Origin of the sequence: Anaerospora hongkongensis (assembly GCF_004339805.1) — a bacterium.
Taxonomy (GTDB): domain Bacteria; phylum Bacillota; class Negativicutes; order Sporomusales; family DSM-15969; genus Anaerospora; species Anaerospora hongkongensis.
In genome coordinates, this window is sequence record NZ_SLUI01000003.1 from 287,177 (window position 1) to 306,621 (window position 19,445).

Below are 19,445 nucleotides of genomic sequence, written 5' to 3' on the forward strand. Positions count from 1 at the left end.
GATTAGGAGATGTTCTAGATAGGGAGTGAAGAATTTGGGATATACAGGACTTAAACCGGCCGATACGCAGACAATCGCACAGGGGCCGGCAGATATTCGTGATGAATTAGCAGGGCTCGCAACCGGGCAAGTGGTGAATGCAGGAATGCTGAATGGCATTTCTGCTGGTAATGCATCTGGTAAGATTCCGGTTTCAAATGGAACAGTCAATACAAATTTAAATGCTGATAAGCTGGATGGGCTGGATGCAAGCGCTTTTGCTTCTGCTAGCCATACACATAATATCGCAACTACATCAAGTAATGGAATTATGAGTAATACGGACAAGGCTAAATTAGATGGAATTGCTGCAGGTGCTCAAGTCAACCAAAATGCATTTAGTAATGTCTTGGTTGGTAGTACAACAATACAGGCTGATAATATTGCCGATACTTTGGAACTCGTAGCTGGAAATAACATTAGTTTAACACCGGATGCGACAAATGACCGGGTGACGATCGCGGTGACCGGTACTGTGGCGGCTGCTGCTACGGCCGCAGCTTGTACCGGAAATGCAACAAGCGCAACTACGGCGGCAAATTGCACTGGCAATTCTGCTACAGCAACTAAATTGGCTTTTGCCAGGACAATAGCTTTAAACGGAAAAGTTACGGGAACGGCAACAGGTTTCGACGGCAGTGGAAATATAACAATACCTGTTACCTCTGTTATGGCAGATAGCTGTACAGGTAATGCTGCAACAGCGACTAAATTGGCGACAACAAGAACAATTACCCTAACAGGTGATGTTACAGGTGCAACAACCTTTGATGGATCGGGAAACGCTTCTATAGCAACTACTGTCACAACAGGTATGCCCGTTGGATTTACCTTTGCGATTTTGGCTAATACACCACCAGCAGGTTGCCTGCGGATAGATCAAGGATCTTTGGTTAGTCGTTCTGCTTATCCCGATTTATGGACGTGGGTACAAGCGAATGCCCCACTAATAACTGAAACAGCGTGGCAAGCGCAAGCGGCAGCACAATCTTCAGTAGGAGCGTATTCTAGTGGGGATGGAAGCACAACATTCCGATTGCCGAGAATTGTAGATTTTGTTCGTGGTTCAGATGCTACTAGAACGCCTGGAGCCTGGCAAGAGGATGCAATGCAAAATGTTATAGGCCAATTTGGAGCTAAAGCAGCTGGTGATAATACACCAACAGGTCCATTCTATGCAATTGTTCCAAACAGTGGCGGTTCATCCGATCATAGTGCTCCTGGTCCCGAACTAATAGGATTTGATCTTTCGCGTGCTGCAAGAACTGCAGATGAGACTCGGCCTAAAAGCGTAGCTATGCTCTATTGTGTAAAAGCATTTGGTGTCGCAACTAACCAAGGCGCAGTTGATGTTACTGCGTTAGCAAACCAGATAAATACCAAAATTGATAAAGCAGATAGTGGATATGGTACTAAGGTGTGGGTATCAGGAGAGTATACACCTGTAGTTAATACATCAATGATAGTTAGTCATGGTTTGGCAATAGACCCTTTAAAATGCAGGTGTGATGTGCTTTTAAAATGCATAAATGCGGAAGCTGGCTATTCTGTAGGCGATTATGCAATAAATATATGTACATTAGGATCAGGTTCTGAGGCTTATGCCCCGCTTACCCCTGCCCTGGGAACATCAACAATACAAATAAACAATGGGGGTATTAGAGCCTTTAATAAAGCAACGGGGACAATAGCGGTATTGACAGTTGCTAAATGGGCGTATGTTTTTAGAGTCTGGTATTAAATAGGGCCCTCGGGGCTCTATTTTTATTGGGAGGGATATTTTTGGGAGAAATAGCAGAAAGCGTTTTCAAAGCAGCTAAGGGAGCTGCACACTCACTTGTCGATGTGGCATTGGCAAAAATATCTGTGGCAGGTTTGTTGGCCGTTATTTTCAGCAGTCACGGCACCGCGCTGATGGCGTTTGTGGTACTGATTCTGATTGATCTGGCAACAAAGTGGCTGGCGTTGTCCTACCGTTACTTGCTCGATCAGGGAGTATGTGAGGCACAGGCCGGTCTCTGGCAATGCGCCCGGAGTATGACTAATGCCTTTAATCATAAATACATCACGTCGGAGATGATGAAAACGAAGTTTGCCGGGAAAATCATTTTGTATATGATTTTAGTTGCCGCCGTCGTCCATGTGGATGTTATGGTAGGCGGCGAGGGAATTTTTCTGAAGGCAGCCTGGTATTACCTTGCTGCCACCGAGGCAGTCAGTATTATCGAGAACCTGCGCGACTCCGGCGTACAGAGCTTGGAGCCGCTGCTTGTCTTCATCCGGTCCAAGCTGGGAGGGTTGAAATAATGACACCAGAAGAATTTGTCAGTTGGCTGGCACCGGCGGCGCAGACAATCTGCAGCCGCTACCGGCTGTATGCCAGTGTTTGCATTGCTCAGGCGGCCATCGAAAGCGGCTGGGGCCGCTATACGATCGGTGACTATAATATTTTTGGCAGGAAAGCAGTTGATGGTGACTTGTTCACCGAAGTAGTCACGGAAGAATATTACGATGATGAATTGGTCACGATTGTCGATAAATTTAAATTATATAACTCGTTGGAGGAAGCCATTGAGGACTGGTGCATCTTGCTGACGGAAGAGCCGGTGTATGTCAATAATGTAGACTGTTCCTCAAGAGAGGCTTTTGTCGAAACCATGGCGCCCATTTATGCGACTAATCCCCGCTATGCCAGGGATATTAGCGCAACAATTGCTGCCAATGAATTGGAGCAGTATGATGATTAACTGGCGAGTGCTTAGTTGCTTTATACTGGGCTGTGTGGCAGGGGCCAGCTTGATTTATTGCTTCTTTCCCCGTATTGAGACAAAAGTAACCTATGAACAGCTGCCGCCGCTTGAGGTGAAAAGCGAAACGAAAAATCAAGCCGAATATTCTCTGGTAGAACCGGAGCAGCCCGGTGAGGTTACCCGGCTGGTCAACCGGGATAACAAGGTCTATGTAGTCGTCAACAGCCAGGAATATGAACTGAAAGGTTCGGGCACATCGCAAGTCACGCTGGGGCAAAACGGCACTGTCCAGGTTACGCAGGAAGTGCAGGCAAAGGTAGACCTGACGGAGTTGTTCAACCAGCGCTTGAACGCTGAGCTGGAGAAGGAGCGCCTGAAATGGGCAGTGGAGAAAGCGAACCTGGATAAGCCCAATGAACTGGAGCTAGGCTGGTCCAACCATGGCAGCGAAATACGGCTTAAGAGGAATTTTACCAATACACTTACCGGCTATATTGGCAGCACAACGAATGGCGAACATTACGGAGCCGGTTTCGGTATCCGGTTCAAATAAAAGCAGGGTATGAGCGTTTGCTCATACCCTCTTTTTGCATTTTTAACGAAAAAATGAGTCATATTCTCAATTTGCAGCATATAGTAAGTATTATGCCCCAGTCAGTTTTGCTCAGCTGTGCTTTTTACAAAGAAAAGATTGACGCTACTGCGTAAAATCTGTTATTATACATAAGTATATTCAAATATTTTCCATATATGAATAAAAATTACAATTGAGTATTAAAATATATTTACAAACTACTGTGGTTAAGTTATAATAAAGCCAACAAGTTTACAAATAAATCCACAATATAGATACAGTGCTTGTTTATGTCTCTGGTGCAATAACATTATTTGAGGTGTTTCGTGTGAAAAATGTGCTCCAATACCCGATCGTATTGATCGCGGCAATTTTAACTATTTATAGTATTGGTCATTCGGTATTTTCTCTATTGAACTAAATAAATGCAACTAATAAACCCCTTAAGGCCCGTGGTCTTAAGGGGTTTTGGCTGCTGTTAGCGATGGTGGTGTTTATCACAGTCGCAGTCACACTCGCAATCACAGTCATGCTCATTGTCGTCATAGTCTTCTTCGCAGTCCTCACAGTCCGGCGAAGTATCCGTTACCGTGCTGTAGCAATGCTTATGCCCGTCATTGCGGCTGGTTTCACCGCTAAAATAATGCGTGTGTTTACCGTCCGGGGTTTCCATAGCCGGACCGGTCGTATCTTCAACATAATGCCAGTGGCAGTTGTAGCTCTCAGGCGCGGAAGATGTCCGGACTTTAATGCGGTGCACATGGGAATCACGGTACTTTAAAGCTGGCCCGGTTGTGCCGACAACCGTGTGCTGGTGTTTTAACGTGACATCTGTCATGGTAATAAACATGTGCACGTGGCTGTTACTTTCTCGTTCCGGGGTGGGCTTGGGATGTTTTTTCGGTCTTGCTTCACTAATGGTAATCACCTCCTCCTCTATCCTATTCAAGGGCAGTAAAGGGTGTGACGCTTTAAAAAGCGAAAGCACTGCGTTAAACCGGCAGTGCTTTTGCATGTATATGTTTTGTCGTATCTATTAATCGAAAGTGGTATCGTCTTCGCCAAAACCGAGCAGCAGGATAATGATGATGATCACAATAATTACCCAACTGCCATTGTTTCCTCCACAACCGCCAAACCTCATCACAATAACCTCCTTCATATCTAACTACTGTATGGTATGTAGCACGAGGGGATTTTGGTGATTGTCCAAAGAATAATTTTACCATGCCGGTTGTCTTTATGGTAAATTATATTTTTTTATGATTTGTGCGAAAGTGCAGGAACGAATTGCAGGATAGAAATACAGAAACGGCGAAATAATGTACACGACCCATAGTGTTTGTAAAGCTAAAAGGAGGAATACCAGGTGGATTTAGCGCAACTGCTGGAGAAGAAGAAAAAAGCGAATGAAAATAATAAACAAAACTTTGCCAAAGCAGGCAAAATGAAAACGACGTCCAATAATAAAATGCCGATGAGAAAGAGTGGACGGGGCAAGTAATGATGGACTGAGGTTCAAAAGAATATGTCAGATATATTGTTTGTATGCATGGCTTTACTTTACTTTTTGGTACGAGAGGGAACGGGAGAGTGGTCTCAGCTTACTCTGGACGGCTTGGTGATTCTTGTACTGGTAATGACTGTGGTCAGACACGTTAGAAAAAAGTAGTGAAGTTTCACAGAAAAGAGTTGCATGCGGCAGCTCTTTTCTTTATTTTTGAGCCCAATAGCTTCTCTTCGCATATATGTTACGCTTTTTCATAAAACCACTCTTGAAGGCAGCTTTAATTTGGCTGCGCAACTTATATTATCCATGACTGCTTGAGCAGAGGTGGTGCAAATAATATAACTTTGGAGGAGGAGGCGATGTTATGCCACAGAAACGCAATAAGGTTACCATGCTTATCAGCAAATATGTAATGCTGTTTTTAGGATCTATTTTAGCTGCTGTTGGCGTAGAAGAATTTTTGGTGCCCAATCAAATCATTGACGGCGGAATCGTCGGTATTTCTATTATGCTGAGCCATATTACCGGTTTTTCGCTCAGTGCCTTTTTGATTGTCTTAAACCTGCCGTTTTTATACCTGGGGTATATGCAGATCGGCAAAAGCTTTACCATAGCGACTTTGTTTTCTGTTATTTCCTTAGCCTACTGGGTGGCGGTGCTGCGGCCGGTAACGCAGATGACGAATGATCTGTTTCTGGCAGCCGTATTCGGCGGGATCACAATCGGTGTGGGAGTAGGACTCATTATCCGTTACGGCGGATCGTTGGACGGAACGGAAATTGTGGCAATTATTTTCGATAAAAAAACCGGCTTTTCTGTCGGTGAAATTATTATGTTCTTCAACCTGTTTATTCTTGGCAGCGCAGGGCTGGTATTTGGCTGGAACAAAGCCATGTATTCCCTGGTGGCTTACTTTATTGCCTTCAAGGTTATTGATATTACCATTGAAGGTCTTGATGAATCAAAGGGAGTCATGATTGTTACTGATAACCCTGAGGAAATAGCGGATGCATTAATGGCCCGTCTGGGGCGGGGCGTTACCATTCTGCATGGTGAGGGCGGCTATTCCCGGGAACCGAAGAAGGTGCTGTATTCGGTGATCACCCGGCTGGAAGTAGCGAAGTTAAAGGCCATTATCTATGAAAAAGATGAGCATGCCTTTGTGACAATCAATGAAGTGCATGATGTCCTGGGCGGCAGAGTGAAAAAGAGAGCAATTCACTAATATGGCTAGAAAGATCGATATTAGTGTATAAGAATGCCGTAAGTCAACCACATTAGATTTAGTACATGGCGTGGGAGGATCGTGAACGTTATGGATATTAAATCAGGTCTGGAGATCGTACGGCAGCATAAAGAGTTTAATGCAAAGATTAATGAGCTTGAGCAAGCCATTCATAAGCTCAGTGGATACGGTTATACGCAAGGTGTATTGGAAGAAGAGCTGCGCTTGCTGAAAGAAGCGCTGCAAGCTCTGGAGGATACACGGTTTCGCATGGTAGACAGAGTCGTCATCGGCCCCTCCATGCTGGGCGGTACCCACAAATAAAGAAAAAATTGGTAAAAAACTCCATGGCGATGCTTGGCTATGGAGTTTTCTTTTATTTCGATTGCGGGAAAATGCAGTGCAGGAATTACAACCACCTGAGGAGAAGTTACAATATAGAATAATATGCCGGTAATGCGGTGTTAGGATATACGGGTTAATGCAAATCTCTATCAGGCAGTAGCTGTTGTTGTACTGCTGCTGCCAGCAAGGTTGAAGCCAATGGTGTTTTACAATGCAGGCTTATAGATCGATAAGTGGAGTATTGCTGCATCAACAAAAACCTTTGCTGACAGGAGAGCGGATGTATGCTAAAAAGGAAAACGGCGGTTGAAAAATTATTAGAAAAACGTACCTATGAGCTTGTACGCAGTGAAGCCCGTTTTTTTAATATTATTGAGAATAACGCCGATGGAATCGTCGTAATTGACCGTGCAGGAATCATCCGGTATTTAAATCCTGCAGCAGAAGCTATTCTAGGGAAACTACGGGAAGAACTGATTGGTAATCCTTTTACCTACGTGGTTCATCAGGGGGGCGTGACGGAAGCCGAAATTCAGCTTGCCAACGGACAGGCAAGAGTGGCGGAACTCAGGGTAACCGGCTCTGCCTGGGAGGGAGAAGATGCCCAGTTAATCTCCCTTCGTGATATTACGGAAAAGAGGGTTCTCGGTGAGCGGGTGCAGCAGCTGCTGTTTTACGACTTGCTGACCGGCCTGCCTAATCACACTTTTTTCCTCAATCATCTGCGCCTGGCGATTGCCCAGGCCCGGCATAAATCACAAATGGTAGCCGTGCTTTACCTGCATTTGGATAGGTTGAAAAACATAAATGATACTTATGGCCATAATGTGGGCGATCAATTGCTGCATACAGTGGCGGACCGCTTGAAAGAGAACCTGCGGGCACAGGATGTTCTTGCCCGGGTCGGGGGAAATGAATTTGCCTTGCTGCTGACCGACATTACTGCTGATGCAGTTGCCCAAATTGCCGAACAGATTTTGGACAAGTTGCGCCAGCCATGGGTGGTGATCGGACATCATTTGTATATCAGCGGGACTATTGGCAGTGCTATGTACCCTGATCATGGGGATGATGCGGAAAAACTGCTCAAAAATGCCTACACTGCCATGCACCGGGCCGAAGAGAAAGGGACACATTCTTACCAATTTTATGCTCCGGCGATGTATGCTGACGCACTGTACCGCCTGGAGACGGAGGCGAACCTGCGCCAGGCCCTGGCCGAAAACCAGTTTGTGCTTCACTACCAGCCGCAAGTCAATATTTGCACAGGCAAGGTGATTGGCGTAGAGGCTTTATTGCGCTGGAATCACCCCGAAAAAGGCCTGATATATCCGAATGAGTTTATTCCCATAGCCGAGGAGACCGGCCTGATAGTGCCGATAGGCGAATGGACTCTGTATACTGCCTGCAGGCAAAACAAAAAATGGCAGGAACAAGGTTTGGAACCAGTAACCATGGCGGTGAACTTAAGCGCCAGGCAGTTCCAGCAGCCGACATTAGTTGCAGACATCAAACGGATTTTGGCAGAAACCGGGCTGGATGCAGCCTGGCTTGAATTAGAAATTACCGAGAGCATTGCGATGCAGAACGTGGAATTTACCATTAAAACACTGCAGGAACTGACGGAGATGGGCATTCGCTTTGCCCTTGATGACTTCGGCACCGGCTTTTGCTCTCTTGGATATTTAAAGTATTTTCCTGTGTCTAAGCTGAAAATTGACCGGTCTTTTACTCGCGATATTACTTCTGACCCTGATGCGGCAGCCATTGTCACCACCATTGCTTTTCTGGCGCAGAATCTAAAATTAAAAGTTGTGGCAGAAGGTGTTGAGCTTCAGGACCAGGCGTCTTTTCTTAAGCAGCAGCAGTGTATTGAAATGCAGGGCTATTTGTTTGGCCGTCCGGTATTGCCGGATGAAATTAAATGGTTGTAAAAAAAGGTCTTCCTAGCCGTTCAGGCCAGGAAGACATACATTTGTTTCCACGTATTCATTACCGGTTTGCTCGATTTTCACCCGGCCGCTTGTCCAGTCATTCAATTTTGCTGCTAATTGATCTTCCTCACCGGCTGCAGCCAGAATGATCAGGGTAACTTGTTCGGTAAAAAGCTTGTCGGCAATTTGAACCTGCTGATTGCGCAGGTTATTCTCCACTGTACCAAGCAAGGCATAATCAAAGCTTGCGGCCATGCGGGTATGCAGCTGGCATTGCACAATCCCGGCTTTCGCCAGGCCTTGGGTAGTACTCTTGCCATAGGCGCGTACCAAACCGCCTGCACCTAGCTTAATCCCGCCGAAATAGCGGGTAATGACCACTACCGTATTACTCAGTGCTGATTTTTTTATGACCTCCAGAATGGGCCTGCCGGCAGTGCCGGATGGTTCGCCGTCATCGTCGGCTTTCTGCTGGCGGTCGTTTTCGCCGGTGATATAGGCGGCGCAATTGTGGGTTGCATCCCAATGCTGCTTGCGGATTTTTTCGATGAAAGCCAGAGCAGCTTCTTCAGTTGTTACACGGTCCACATAAGCAATAAACCGTGACTTATTAATCTCCAGCTCCGCTTGGCCGTAGCCGCGGACAGTATGATAGATCGTTACCATTTTCTTGACACCTCAGATTTTATGATACATTAACACCAGTTCGAACACAATAGGAATAACAATATGCTGCAAGGAGCGTGTAAGTATGGCTGAATGGAAATGGATGGTAAGCTTTGCCGTCAATGAAGACGGTTCCTTTGCCGATTACCATGTGGATCAGATAGACTTGACTCAATACCGGCCCGAGACTGCGGAAAAATTACGGGCCCAGGAAGGCCGCGGCTTATTTGCCAGTGCTGAAGAAGCCGAGGAATGGGCTAAGGCCCAGACCGGCAGAAAGTCCTGCGGCTGCAGCTGCGGCAAGAATAAAGGCGGCTCCTGCGGCTGCCCCCATAAGCAAGGCTAGGAGACTGTCCGGTTTACGGACAGTTCTTTTTTTGCTGAAGAGTTGACAAATCAGAGTGATAGAATTACTATGGTACTATACCCCAGTATAGAATGAGAGGCGGGTTTTTATGCTCAATAAGAAAGAAAAACAGGAATTAAAGCTGCGGTTGAAAAAAATCAGCGGTCAAATAAATGGAATAGACAAAATGATTGATGATGGCCGGTACTGTGTGGATATTCTGCAGCAATTGACGGCAGCCAGAGCGGCTATGAATCAGGTTTCCCTGCTGATTCTGGAAAGTCATACGAAAAGCTGTGTTGTAAATGCGATTAAAGAGGATCGGGCGGATGATGCGATTGGCGAGCTGATCGATGTGGTCCGTAAATTTTCGAAATAAGGTGGGGGGATTATGAGCAAGCAACAAACAACAACGCTGAAGGTAAGCGGTATGAGCTGCGCTGCTTGTGCCAACCGTATTGAAAAATCATTGGCGAAGCTGGACGGCGTGGACAGTGCGGCGGTTAATTTTGCCGCAGAGAAAGTGACGGTTTCCTTTGATCCGGCCAAAGTGCAAACTGCCGCTATTATTGAAAAAATAGAAGCATTAGGCTTTTCGGCCATTACCGATAAGGCCGAATTTGCTATTACCGGGATGCATTGTGCCGCCTGCTCAGGCCGGATTGAACGGGTCGTGCAAAAGCTGCCGGGCGTTGTGCAGGCAACGGTAAATCTGGCTACGGAAAAAGCGGTTGTCCTGTATAACCGCGCGGAAGTGACGCCGGCTGAGATTAAGGCTGCTATTGAAAAAATTGGCTTTGGTGCGCACAATGTCGCCAGCCGGGCCGAACAGGATCAGGAGCAGAAGACGCGTGAGCAGGAGGTAAAGAAGCAGCGGTTCTGGCTGATCTTTTCAGCGCTGCTATCCTTTCCCCTGCTGGCGGCAATGCTGCTGCATTCGGCCAACCTTACAGGCATGCTGAATCCTTATGTGGAGCTGGCATTAGCTACTCCCGTCCAGTTTGGTGCAGGCTGGCAGTTTTACCGGGGGGCCTTCCTGGCGCTGAAAAACGGCAGTTCCAATATGGATGTGCTGGTTGCATTAGGTACCTCGGCAGCGTATTTTTACAGCGTAGCCAATTTGCTGCGCGGCGTGCATGAGCTGTATTTTGAGGCCTCGGCAATTCTGATCACCCTCATTATCTTTGGAAAAATGCTGGAGGCTGTTGCCAAAGGACGAACTTCAGAAGCAATCAAAAAGCTGATTGGACTGCAGCCCAAAACGGCAAGAGTAGTCCGCGGAGAGCAGGAGCTGGATATTCTGGTAGAGGAAGTTCTGGCAGGCGATATTATCATTGTACGGCCTGGCGAGAAGATTCCCGTCGACGGCGTTATTACCGAAGGGATGTCGGCAGTGGATGAATCGATGCTGACAGGGGAAAGCCTGCCGGTAGATAAAAAAGCAGGCGACAGTGTCATAGGAGCAACGATCAACAAATTTGGCACGTTTAAGTTTTCTGCTACAAAAGTGGGCAGAGATACGGCCCTGGCGCAGATTATCCGCGTGGTTGAGGCGGCGCAAGGCTCTAAGGCACCTATTCAGCGGTTTGCGGATATTGTCTCCGGCTATTTTGTGCCAACCGTAGTTGCTATTGCTGCGGTCACATTTTTGGCATGGTACTTTATTCTCGATCCGGGCAATTTCTCCCGGGCATTGATTAACTTTACGGCAGTTATGGTCATTGCCTGCCCGTGTGCGCTGGGGCTGGCCACGCCTACCTCCATCATGGTTGGAACAGGAAAAGGGGCAGAAAACGGTATTCTGATCAAAGGCGCTGAGCACCTCGAAAATACGCATAAGCTGACCGCTATTGTACTCGATAAAACCGGTACAATAACCAAAGGCGAACCGGAAGTCACCGATATTATTGCGGTCAGTACCATGACAGAAGCAGAACTGCTGCAGGTGGCAGCGGCGGCCGAGAAAAATTCCGAACATCCGCTGGGCCAGGCCGTAGTCAACTATGGTAAAAATACGGGGATCAAGCTGGAAGAACCGGAGCAGTTTGCATCAATTCCCGGACACGGTGTGGAAGCTGTGGTGAAAGGCCGGCAATTGCTGATCGGTACCCGCAAGCTAATGATGGAACGCAACGTGGCCTATGAGGAACACGGTGAAGTGATGAACAAGCTGGAAGCACAGGGGAAAACGGTGATGCTCATGGCGGTTGACGGTTTGCTGACCGCATTGCTGGCAGTTGCCGATACGGTGAAGGAAACCTCCGCTCAGGCAGTGGCAGAACTGCAAAAAATGGGCTTGGAAGTGTGGATGATTACCGGTGATAATGAACGGACGGCCCGCTATATCGCTGCTCAGGTAGGTATTGAACATGTACTGCCGGAAGTGCTGCCGGAGCACAAGGCAGATAAGGTGGCCGCCCTGCAGCGCGAGGGCAAAATTGTGGCAATGGTGGGGGACGGTATTAATGATGCTCCTGCTCTGGCGACCGCTGATGTGGGCTTTGCTATCGGCACGGGAACGGATATTGCCATTGAGGCGGCCGATATTACCTTAATGCGGGGCGACCTGAACGGGATTGTTTCGGCTATACGACTGAGCCGCAAAACAATGGCGAATATTAAGCAAAATCTATTCTGGGCGTTGTTCTACAACACCTTGGGAATACCGGTTGCCGCAGCCGGCTTCTTATCGCCCGTGCTGGCCGGGGCAGCGATGGCGTTCAGCTCTGTCTCGGTTGTAACCAATGCGCTCAGACTGAAACGGATAAAAATCTAAGGTCTATTTTAAAGACGCGTGCCATAAACTGGAAAGGACAAATTCCTCAAGGGAGATGGCAGCGTGAGACTAGTGGTTATCAGCGTTATTTATCTATTATGGTTTTGCAGTCCTGTATTTGCCGGAGCAGTAGTGGATCAAATTCCGACCAGTGAAAAGCTGATTGCCTTGACGATTGAAAATGCGCAGGAACAGGATACAGTCGCCCAGGCCTCTCGGATATTGCAAGAGCAGGGGGCCAGGGCGACTTTTTTTATTCCCGCCAAGACTGCAATAGAAAATGAGACCTTAGTGCGTACCCTAATGGGAGCAGGCAATGAACTCGGCAATTATGGTTTAGAGCCCCTATACTGGGGGGATAGCCCAGAGGCCGAAATTAAGCGGCAGTTAATCAGCGCAGGCGACAGTATTGCGAAACTGGGGGGTAAGCCGCAGCTGATCCGACCGCCTTTCGGTTATTATGAAGACAATTTTCTTCGAGCAGCAGCTGATTATCAGCCGGAAGCAACTGTTGTGCGGGGCATTGATACAGGCGACTGGATGCTGACTACGCCGCAGGCTGTTCTGGAGCGGGTGCTCAGCTCAGCAGGCAATGGCAGCATTATTAATGTCAACATGCAGGCCAGAGCAGCTGTTGCAGCCCTGCCTGCGATCATCGGTGAGCTGAAAAATGCCGGTTACCGGTTTGTGACAGTCAGCGAAATGTTAAGCAAAGTAAAAAAGGAGGAGCCGGTACCGCCCAAAGTACAGGTGCTTCCTTATCAGATCCTGTATTTCCGGGCACTTCCGCGGCCAGCAGTAGCGCTTACTTTTGATGACGGCGGAAACACAGCACAGGTTACTGCCCTGCTGGCAGTATTACGTGAGTACAACGTGAAAAGCACCTTCTTTTTATTAGGGAACTGGATGGAAGCCAATCCACAACTGGCAAAGCGGATCATCGATGAAGGGCATGAAATCGGCAACCACTCCTACAGTCACCCCCAATTGACCCGGATGACCAGAGGTGAAGTCGAACAGCAAATCCAGACATGTGAAGAGGCACTGCAGCAAAGCACCGGACAACCAATGAAACCTTATTTTCGTCCGCCTTATGGCGATTTTAACAGTACCACAAGTGATGTGCTCAAAGAGCGGGGCTATCAGGCGATGGTACTCTGGAATGTTGACAGCCGCGACTGGACAGGAGTCGGGAGTTCACAAATGGTGGAAAGCATTATGCGGAATATAACGAACGGTTCGATTGTGCTTTTTCATTTGCATGGCGCAAATACCGTAGCTGCATTAGGACAGTTGATACCTCAATTACAGGCGCAAGGGTATCAATGTGTAACGATCAGTGATATTTTGAAAAAAACTTAAAAAACCTAGTTGACATAGTAGTGATATAGTTGTATACTAAATGAGTACCGAGCGAGACAACATAATAAATGACTCCGTAGCTCAGCTGGATAGAGCGTTTGACTACGAATCAAAAGGTCGCAGGTTCGAATCCTGCCGGGGTCGCCAATTATGTAAAGGGTTTTACGATCATTCGTAAAGCTCTTTTTTTCGTTTTCATAGCAGTTTTACAACAACCGTACAACAACGCGGCGGAAACTGCATTTTTTAAAACACTAATTAAGTGGTGCTTCCTGTTCAATCGTTGCGGCAGGAAAGGAGGTATTGAGCCATGAGGCGATTTTTTCCTGTCCGCCGGACATCCTGTGGGTGTAGACATTGAGAAGCATTTGTGTGGTACTGTGACCGAGGCGATATTGGGCGTCCTTGATGCTGACGCCGTTTTCTGATAGACGGCTGGCATGGTCATGCCGGAGTTTATGGAAGGTAATTTCAATGCCCGCCGCTTTGGCGACGCGCTTGAACTTTTTGGACCAGCTACGCGGGTCCTGCAATTTACCATAGGGATTGGGGAATACCAGGTCGTTATCTTCCCAGGGCAGGCTGCTAGCTTGAATAGTAGCGGTTTGCTGTGCCTGGTGCTGCTTCACTTGCAGGATGGCGACTTCCGGCAGCGGCAAGACGCGCCGGCGGGCAGCCGTTTTTGTGTCGTCGATGGCCGGTCCGTTATCGGTGATAATAGCAGCTCGTTGAATTCTGACGCTATCAGCCATGTAATTGAAGTCTGGCCACTGTAGGCCCAATAGTTCGGAGATACTGATACCGGTGGCCCATTCCAGCAATAGGGCGGTATACATTTCCGCGTCTGCTCGGGCCTCGTAGAAGAGGCGAGCCCACTGCTTTTCCGTCAGTGGTTTAAATTCTTTCTTACGCTTTTTCGGCAGGGCTACCGTTTTAAATGGCAGCCGGTGCAAAATTTCCTCATTAAAGGCTTTGTTGAGAGCAATGCGTAGTACGGTGAAGGCCAGTTCGGCCAGGCGTGGTCCGCCGCCGTTGGCCTTGATCTCATTGACCATATTCTGAATATCGATGCCTTTGAGCTTTTGCAGTTTAATAGTGCCAAGATGGGGCAGGATATGGTTTTTTACCACAGACCGGTAACCAATGAAGGTATTGGCCCTGACGCTGGCCTTGGCATAGATGTTCAGCCATTTTTCCACCCACTGGCCGACCGTGATCTTGTCGGCATCGACAAAGACAGGTCCTTTGCTCTGTTCGAGCAGGGCCTCTTTTTTTAGTTGCACTTCTCCTTTGGTTTTGCCGTAGCAATATTTACGGATCAGTTTACCGGTTTCGGCATCGCGACCGAGCACGACGGCTGTCATCCACAGACCGTCTTTACGTTTACAAATCGTTCCTTCGCCATTGGCCCGTTTAGCCATGAGCACACACCACCTTACAGTATTGTCGGTGGCAAGGGCCGCTGCGCGCAGTTGTTGTATAACCCGTTGCCACCGCATGCGGGTTGCAACGAATTACTGGCACAGCCTAGATTAATCGGACGATCAGGCCGGAAGTGACGAGAGGTTCTTCTCTCATGACGAGAAGCTCCATTTTCTTCTGCAGCGCTTCCAGTTTGGTTTTACCGTAGCCATAGCGACGGATGGATTTCCCGGTCGCGGGGTCGCGGCTGCAGACGGCAGCCACCCAGCGGCCGTCCTGACGACGATAGATACTGCCATTGCCATAATTGCCTTTTTTCATGTTCACACACCTCCTTTGGTCATGATTGGTCCGGGGCATATCGCCGCATTAAGGCGGCGTTCCGGAGGCACGCAGGCATTTGACCTCATGCACCATGTTCACACACCGTCCTTTAGTCTTTTTCATCCAGCAGTTACATCAGCGGCCGCCACTCGGCCGCTTTTCTATTTCCGGCTCTTACCGCCGGGATACCAATAATTACGAATCCACCGGTTAACCAGGGACAACTTTCGATTTATCATCCGCTTTCAAGGCCGCCACAAACTTTTCAATGACGGCACGGTCAGCCGGTGACAGGTTAGCAATGTCTTTGGCCAGGTCGGTCACGTCAGCCGGCAAGGACAATACGTCCGAGTCGACGCCAAGCAGATGATCGGTCGAGACTTTGAGAAGGCCAGCCAAACGGGCCAGTGTGTCACCGTCCGGTTCCGTACGGCCACGCTCCCAACTGGCCACTGTGGACTGGTTGCCAGCGCCAATCGCCTTGGCCAGATCATCCTGGGACATATGGAGCTGCTGGCGGGCGGCGCGGATGCGTTTGCCTATTTCTTTATTACCCATATTTCACACACCATTTCAATAATTTGCACACATCTGTAAAAGGGTTACTACCCACATTGTAAATCTAAAAGTGCGATTTGTAAATATAAAAGTACAAAATGTATTGATAAATGGAAAAACATCTCCTATAATTAGTACATAATGCAATGATTGTATTGCATTAATTTATTTTATGGGAGGGATCTTCTATGACAAACACCAAACTGGTAGTTTCGGTCAAGGAATTTGCGGCCATGACCGGCATCGGTCAGAACCGAGTACGGGAGTTTTGCTATTTGCCGGATTTTCCGGCATCCAAAGAAGGTAACCGTTTTTTAATCCATGTAGAAGCCGCCAATGAGTGGCTGCGGCGTCGAACCAGCGCCAAGGTGGGCGTGGATACGGCCAGTTTAAAGCGCATCCTGCCATGAACCCGGGACGCCGGGATAAACAAGAAAAAGTTGTCTTTGACCGGTGGAGGTGGGCGGGGCCGTGAATTACATTGCCGAGCTCAATTATTTTTACGCCCGTCTGCTGGTACGGCCGTTATCGAGTGAAGCCCAGGCCTTGTGGGGAGTGCTCATGCATCTTTTTAACCGGGCCGGTTGGCCGCCTCAGTTAACGGTAGCTGCCAGCACACTGCTAGGGCTTTTGGGCTATAGCTATGCTACGTTGTCTCGGGCACGGACAGAACTGATAACGGCCGGACTGCTCACTCATACGCCCCGCCCTGGCCGGTTAGCGCCATATTATGAACTGCAGCCCATGAATACTAAGCCTGTGGATAAAACTGTTAATAACCCTGTGGATAAGCCACGCCTGGCATTGGTGAAACCATTTTGCCAATCATAATGAATGACAAGCGGAATGGCAAAACCGGATTTGCCAATCATTATGATTGGCAAGTTGAATACATTATTTAAACGTAAACTCGATTCTAAACGTAAACCAATAATAGTAGTAGAGCATGTGACAATGTACATAACAAGGGAGAGGGTTGGCATGAATAAGGTCTTTCTGGTGGGAAGTTTATCTCCGGACCCGGACATGCGGTATACCGTAAGTGGCAAAGCGGTTTGCTTCTTTTCGCTCACGGTGGCTTTTAAAACCAAGGTGCGGGAGGAAACGGATGCAATTGATTGCGTGGCCTGGGATACGCTGGCAGAGCTCATTGGTCAGGAGGGAAAAATTGGCCGAAGGGTAGCAATTGAGGGACGCTTACATACGCGGCAGTTTGAGGGAGCGGATGGGAAGCGAAAGAAGGTAACCGAAGTGGTGGTCCGGGATATTGAGTTTTTGGACAAGCCGGGATTGGCCAGACCTGGTTGGTAATATTTCCCTCCCGGTTCACGGGAGGGGCAGGGGTGGGCACGGTGGATAAGGAGCCAGGGCGACGCTGCCGCGCAAGCGGTGCGCAGACGTCGGATAATGTCCTTATGTCACAGCCGTGTGCCGGGCGCGGCTGCAGCGGGGATATTGGCGGAGGCGGTGACCGATACAGGGCGGCAGGGTGGCGGGATAAGCGAATGACCTGCGGCTGCGCTGCTAAGGTGTTTCGCCTCGCGGCCCTGGTGACATAAGGCAATATTATCGGATGGCTGCGCTTCTCTTCCCTTGATGGGAAGGGGCAGGGATGGGTGATACAATCAGGCCGCCAACCTTATTTCTGTTTTTTGGAGGCGGCCGGTACCGCTTGTGCAGCAGGTCTGGGCGCGCGTAAAGGGAGTGTCCTGGCCTGCTCCCCTGCCAGACTGGTGAATAATAGCCAGGCAGGATACGGTTCTAAGCGCTAGCGGTGGCTGGACGGGAGCGGATGAGGAGAGTGCAGCGTTAGCGGAACGCCGCAAGCAGCGGACGACCGGGCATAGAGCGGTATCCGTTTTAGGAGTACTGGTTGGCATTGAGCGGAGCGGCCTTGCCTATGTGTCAGTTAGCAAATAAGGTGTAATCACATCACAAGAGAGAGGAGCAAGGAAAATGAAAATTGTCATAGATCCCGGCCACTCCGGACCAATAGAACCGGGAGCATGCGCCGGTAGCATCCAAGAGTGTGATATCGTATTATCAATTGGCCAAATACTGGCGGAGTGCTTATATGAGCAAGGTCACGAGGTCTTATTGACTCGGGCCGGCGATATTGAGACAGATGATCTTGCTTTCCGGGCGGAATTGGCTAATGCCAACCAGGCGGACGTTTTTGTCAGCATTCATACTAACAGTGTTGTTAATCCCGCCGCACATGGCACGGAAGTATACTATTATCCGGGGAGCGTGCGTGGCCAAAGATTGGCTGTCTGCATTCAGGACAGGCTGGTGGCAGAGCTCAAAACCACCGACCGGGGCGTGAAGGATGCCAATTTCCAGGTGCTGAGGGAAACAGATTGCCCGGCGGCGTTGGTGGAGATTGCTTTTTTGTCCAATGAAGAGGAGCGTAGACTGCTTATGTGTTATGTGGGCCAATTAGCGGCAGCTACGGCTATTGTCGCCGGCATTCAAGATTATTTTGATAATTAATACTTTACAAATATTACGTAATGAATATATAATAAGTGCATAATGAAATATTTGCTCCTGGAACGGGCAAACAACTGGTGACCCGCGTGGCCATAGGCCGCGCTTGTCATAAACCGTTCCAGGCGTAGAAGGCACACCTCCCCGGGGTGTGCCTTTTGCGTTGGCAACAAACGAGGAAAGGAGGAGGATAACTATGGCTGTACAAAAAGTTCCCCAGGAAAGCAATATTGCGATTAAGGTGCAGACGGGCATTAGCGCCACTGGTAGCTCCGTTTATGCGACCCGAAACTACCCCTGCAAACCGGCCACCACGGATCAGGACATCTTTGATGTGGCTGTCGCCTTGGGCGGACTGCAGAAGTATGCGGTCAGTACTATTCAAAGGATTGACACTGCCGACATGCTCAACGCGTAACAAAAGAGCGCAGAGAAAACAGGAAAGGAGGTTAGCACATGGCTGATACCCTTACACGAACACTGGAAATGGTGTTCCAAAACCAGGTTGGTAAGTCGGTAACCGTGTCGGTGAAGGAGCCGAAAGACGGACTGACATTGGCGGAAGTACAAGCGGTGATGGATACCATCATTGCCAAGAATATTTTCGCTACCACCGGTGGCGATTTAGTTTCCACTGTGGAAGCGCAAATCCGCCAGACGGCGATTACTGAATTAGCATAGTAAGAGGAGGTCACGACATGGAAGAAATGGCCCGCATGGCGGCGACCTATGGTTTTCCCATGGTCGTGGCCTTATTCCTTCTGGTAAGGCTGGAGAAGCGTTTGACCGACCTTACCGACGCTATAAATAAAATGTGCTATTGCGTAGAAAGGATGGAGGTCACGAAAAAATCATGATAAAAACGGTTTATGGTCCGCCGCCGGCTGACGAGGAGCGGATTGAAGCTACTAACCTGGAAATAGATATCAGTATTCGGGAAGAGAAAGCGACAGCAGAAACTATGCCTGGAGCTAAAGCCCAGCGCCGGAAGAAAGGAGTTGGGCTAGCGTGAATCTTGACACATTGCTGGTCACTATTGACGCGGTTTTGGACGCTCTGCCGGATGATATCGACAAAGAGCACCCAGAACGATTGAAAGCTGTTAGGGATGTCCTTGGACTGTG

Annotated in this window: 26 protein-coding genes and 1 tRNA gene; 22 read left to right on the forward strand and 5 right to left on the reverse strand. The window is 48.6% G+C overall.

The annotated features are described in order from the left end of the window. The first annotated feature begins 34 nt into the window (after positions 1-34). Genes EV210_RS06060 through EV210_RS06075 form a run of 4 tightly spaced genes read left to right on the forward strand, consistent with a single transcriptional unit; the run spans position 35 to position 3,342 of the window. On the forward strand, positions 35-1,780 hold the full coding sequence (locus tag EV210_RS06060; protein ID WP_132077104.1) for a phage tail protein: 1,746 nt from the start codon (positions 35-37) through the stop codon (positions 1,778-1,780). Positions 1,781-1,821: 41 nt separating this feature from the next. Next, positions 1,822-2,346: a phage holin family protein gene (locus EV210_RS06065; RefSeq protein ID WP_132077107.1), complete on the forward strand. Its 525-nt coding sequence runs from the start codon at positions 1,822-1,824 to the stop codon at positions 2,344-2,346. After that, positions 2,346-2,786 carry a glycoside hydrolase family 73 protein gene (locus tag EV210_RS06070; protein WP_132077110.1) on the forward strand — a complete coding sequence of 147 codons (441 nt, stop codon included), beginning with the start codon at positions 2,346-2,348 and terminating at the stop codon, positions 2,784-2,786. Before EV210_RS06065 ends, EV210_RS06070 begins: the two co-directional genes overlap by 1 nt. Next, positions 2,779-3,342, forward strand: coding sequence for a hypothetical protein (locus EV210_RS06075; protein WP_132077113.1), 564 nt, complete (start codon positions 2,779-2,781; stop codon positions 3,340-3,342). The genes EV210_RS06070 and EV210_RS06075 overlap by 8 nt, the downstream gene beginning before the upstream one ends. 499 nt (positions 3,343-3,841) lie before the next feature. Here EV210_RS06075 and EV210_RS06080 read toward each other — a convergent pair whose 3' ends face one another. After that, a complete protein-coding gene (locus tag EV210_RS06080) occupies positions 3,842-4,291 on the reverse strand; it encodes a YmaF family protein (protein ID WP_165898804.1) in 450 nt (149 codons plus the stop codon). Positions 4,292-4,732: 441 nt separating this feature from the next. Here EV210_RS06080 and EV210_RS23280 point away from each other — a divergent pair, with 441 nt between their 5' ends. The 4 genes from EV210_RS23280 (at position 4,733) to EV210_RS06095 (ending at position 8,377) form a co-directional block, all read left to right on the forward strand. Further along, positions 4,733-4,867 carry a hypothetical protein gene (locus EV210_RS23280; RefSeq protein ID WP_279388490.1) on the forward strand — a complete coding sequence of 45 codons (135 nt, stop codon included), beginning with the start codon at positions 4,733-4,735 and terminating at the stop codon, positions 4,865-4,867. Positions 4,868-5,237: 370 nt separating this feature from the next. Beyond that, complete coding sequence (locus EV210_RS06085) at positions 5,238-6,098, forward strand: YitT family protein (RefSeq protein ID WP_132077119.1); 861 nt, start codon at positions 5,238-5,240, stop codon at positions 6,096-6,098. 90 nt (positions 6,099-6,188) lie between these two features. Continuing rightward, positions 6,189-6,422, forward strand: coding sequence for a hypothetical protein (locus EV210_RS06090; RefSeq protein ID WP_132077122.1), 234 nt, complete (start codon positions 6,189-6,191; stop codon positions 6,420-6,422). 305 nt (positions 6,423-6,727) lie between these two features. Further along, entirely contained in the window at positions 6,728-8,377 is a 1,650-nt protein-coding gene (locus EV210_RS06095; protein ID WP_132077125.1) for a putative bifunctional diguanylate cyclase/phosphodiesterase, read from the forward strand. 12 nt (positions 8,378-8,389) lie between these two features. Here the strand turns inward: EV210_RS06095 and EV210_RS06100 are convergent, their stop codons facing one another. Beyond that, positions 8,390-9,043 (reverse strand): YigZ family protein, encoded by a 654-nt coding sequence (locus tag EV210_RS06100; RefSeq protein ID WP_132077128.1) that lies wholly within the window; start codon positions 9,041-9,043, stop codon positions 8,390-8,392. An 85-nt stretch (positions 9,044-9,128) separates the two neighbouring features. Between EV210_RS06100 and EV210_RS06105 the strand changes: the two genes are divergently transcribed. From EV210_RS06105 to EV210_RS06125, 5 genes are all read left to right on the forward strand, one after another. Beyond that, positions 9,129-9,389 carry a hypothetical protein gene (locus EV210_RS06105; protein ID WP_132077131.1) on the forward strand — a complete coding sequence of 87 codons (261 nt, stop codon included), beginning with the start codon at positions 9,129-9,131 and terminating at the stop codon, positions 9,387-9,389. A 109-nt stretch (positions 9,390-9,498) separates the two neighbouring features. Next, positions 9,499-9,768, forward strand: coding sequence for a metal-sensitive transcriptional regulator (locus tag EV210_RS06110; protein ID WP_132077134.1), 270 nt, complete (start codon positions 9,499-9,501; stop codon positions 9,766-9,768). 12 nt (positions 9,769-9,780) lie between these two features. Further along, on the forward strand, positions 9,781-12,165 hold the full coding sequence (locus EV210_RS06115) for a heavy metal translocating P-type ATPase (protein WP_132077137.1): 2,385 nt from the start codon (positions 9,781-9,783) through the stop codon (positions 12,163-12,165). 63 nt (positions 12,166-12,228) lie between these two features. Beyond that, positions 12,229-13,527, forward strand: coding sequence for a polysaccharide deacetylase family protein (locus EV210_RS06120; RefSeq protein ID WP_132077140.1), 1,299 nt, complete (start codon positions 12,229-12,231; stop codon positions 13,525-13,527). Between the two features lie 70 nt (positions 13,528-13,597). Beyond that, positions 13,598-13,674 (forward strand) — tRNA-Arg (locus tag EV210_RS06125). A gap of 107 nt (positions 13,675-13,781) precedes the next feature. Here EV210_RS06125 and EV210_RS06130 read toward each other — a convergent pair. From EV210_RS06130 to EV210_RS06140, 3 genes are all read right to left on the reverse strand, one after another. Beyond that, the gene (locus tag EV210_RS06130; RefSeq protein WP_165898805.1) at positions 13,782-14,948 is read right to left on the reverse strand and encodes a tyrosine-type recombinase/integrase; all 1,167 of its coding nucleotides are present in this window, start codon (positions 14,946-14,948) and stop codon (positions 13,782-13,784) included. A gap of 106 nt (positions 14,949-15,054) precedes the next feature. Further along, a complete protein-coding gene (locus EV210_RS06135) occupies positions 15,055-15,270 on the reverse strand; it encodes a hypothetical protein (protein ID WP_132077146.1) in 216 nt (71 codons plus the stop codon). Between the two features lie 213 nt (positions 15,271-15,483). Further along, on the reverse strand, positions 15,484-15,831 hold the full coding sequence (locus EV210_RS06140; RefSeq protein ID WP_132077149.1) for a helix-turn-helix domain-containing protein: 348 nt from the start codon (positions 15,829-15,831) through the stop codon (positions 15,484-15,486). Positions 15,832-16,019: 188 nt separating this feature from the next. Here EV210_RS06140 and EV210_RS06145 point away from each other — a divergent pair, with 188 nt between their 5' ends. From EV210_RS06145 to EV210_RS22530, 9 genes are all read left to right on the forward strand, one after another. Then, positions 16,020-16,241 (forward strand): helix-turn-helix domain-containing protein, encoded by a 222-nt coding sequence (locus EV210_RS06145; protein WP_132077152.1) that lies wholly within the window; start codon positions 16,020-16,022, stop codon positions 16,239-16,241. Positions 16,242-16,302: 61 nt separating this feature from the next. Beyond that, entirely contained in the window at positions 16,303-16,662 is a 360-nt protein-coding gene (locus EV210_RS06150) for a helix-turn-helix domain-containing protein (RefSeq protein WP_132077155.1), read from the forward strand. A 150-nt stretch (positions 16,663-16,812) separates the two neighbouring features. Further along, a complete protein-coding gene (locus EV210_RS06155) occupies positions 16,813-17,142 on the forward strand; it encodes a single-stranded DNA-binding protein (RefSeq protein ID WP_165898807.1) in 330 nt (109 codons plus the stop codon). A 32-nt stretch (positions 17,143-17,174) separates the two neighbouring features. Next, positions 17,175-17,390, forward strand: a complete 216-nt coding sequence (locus tag EV210_RS06160; RefSeq protein ID WP_132077161.1) for a hypothetical protein — start codon at positions 17,175-17,177, stop codon at positions 17,388-17,390. Between the two features lie 397 nt (positions 17,391-17,787). After that, entirely contained in the window at positions 17,788-18,324 is a 537-nt protein-coding gene (locus EV210_RS06165) for an N-acetylmuramoyl-L-alanine amidase family protein (protein ID WP_132077164.1), read from the forward strand. A gap of 193 nt (positions 18,325-18,517) precedes the next feature. Continuing rightward, the gene (locus EV210_RS06170) at positions 18,518-18,739 is read left to right on the forward strand and encodes a DUF1659 domain-containing protein (RefSeq protein ID WP_132077167.1); all 222 of its coding nucleotides are present in this window, start codon (positions 18,518-18,520) and stop codon (positions 18,737-18,739) included. A 38-nt stretch (positions 18,740-18,777) separates the two neighbouring features. After that, positions 18,778-19,002 (forward strand): DUF2922 domain-containing protein, encoded by a 225-nt coding sequence (locus EV210_RS06175; RefSeq protein WP_132077170.1) that lies wholly within the window; start codon positions 18,778-18,780, stop codon positions 19,000-19,002. A 17-nt stretch (positions 19,003-19,019) separates the two neighbouring features. Continuing rightward, on the forward strand, positions 19,020-19,178 hold the full coding sequence (locus EV210_RS06180) for a YvrJ family protein (RefSeq protein WP_132077173.1): 159 nt from the start codon (positions 19,020-19,022) through the stop codon (positions 19,176-19,178). Further along, a complete protein-coding gene (locus EV210_RS22530) occupies positions 19,175-19,333 on the forward strand; it encodes a hypothetical protein (protein WP_165898808.1) in 159 nt (52 codons plus the stop codon). The genes EV210_RS06180 and EV210_RS22530 overlap by 4 nt, the downstream gene beginning before the upstream one ends. Positions 19,334-19,445: the final 112 nt, after the last annotated feature.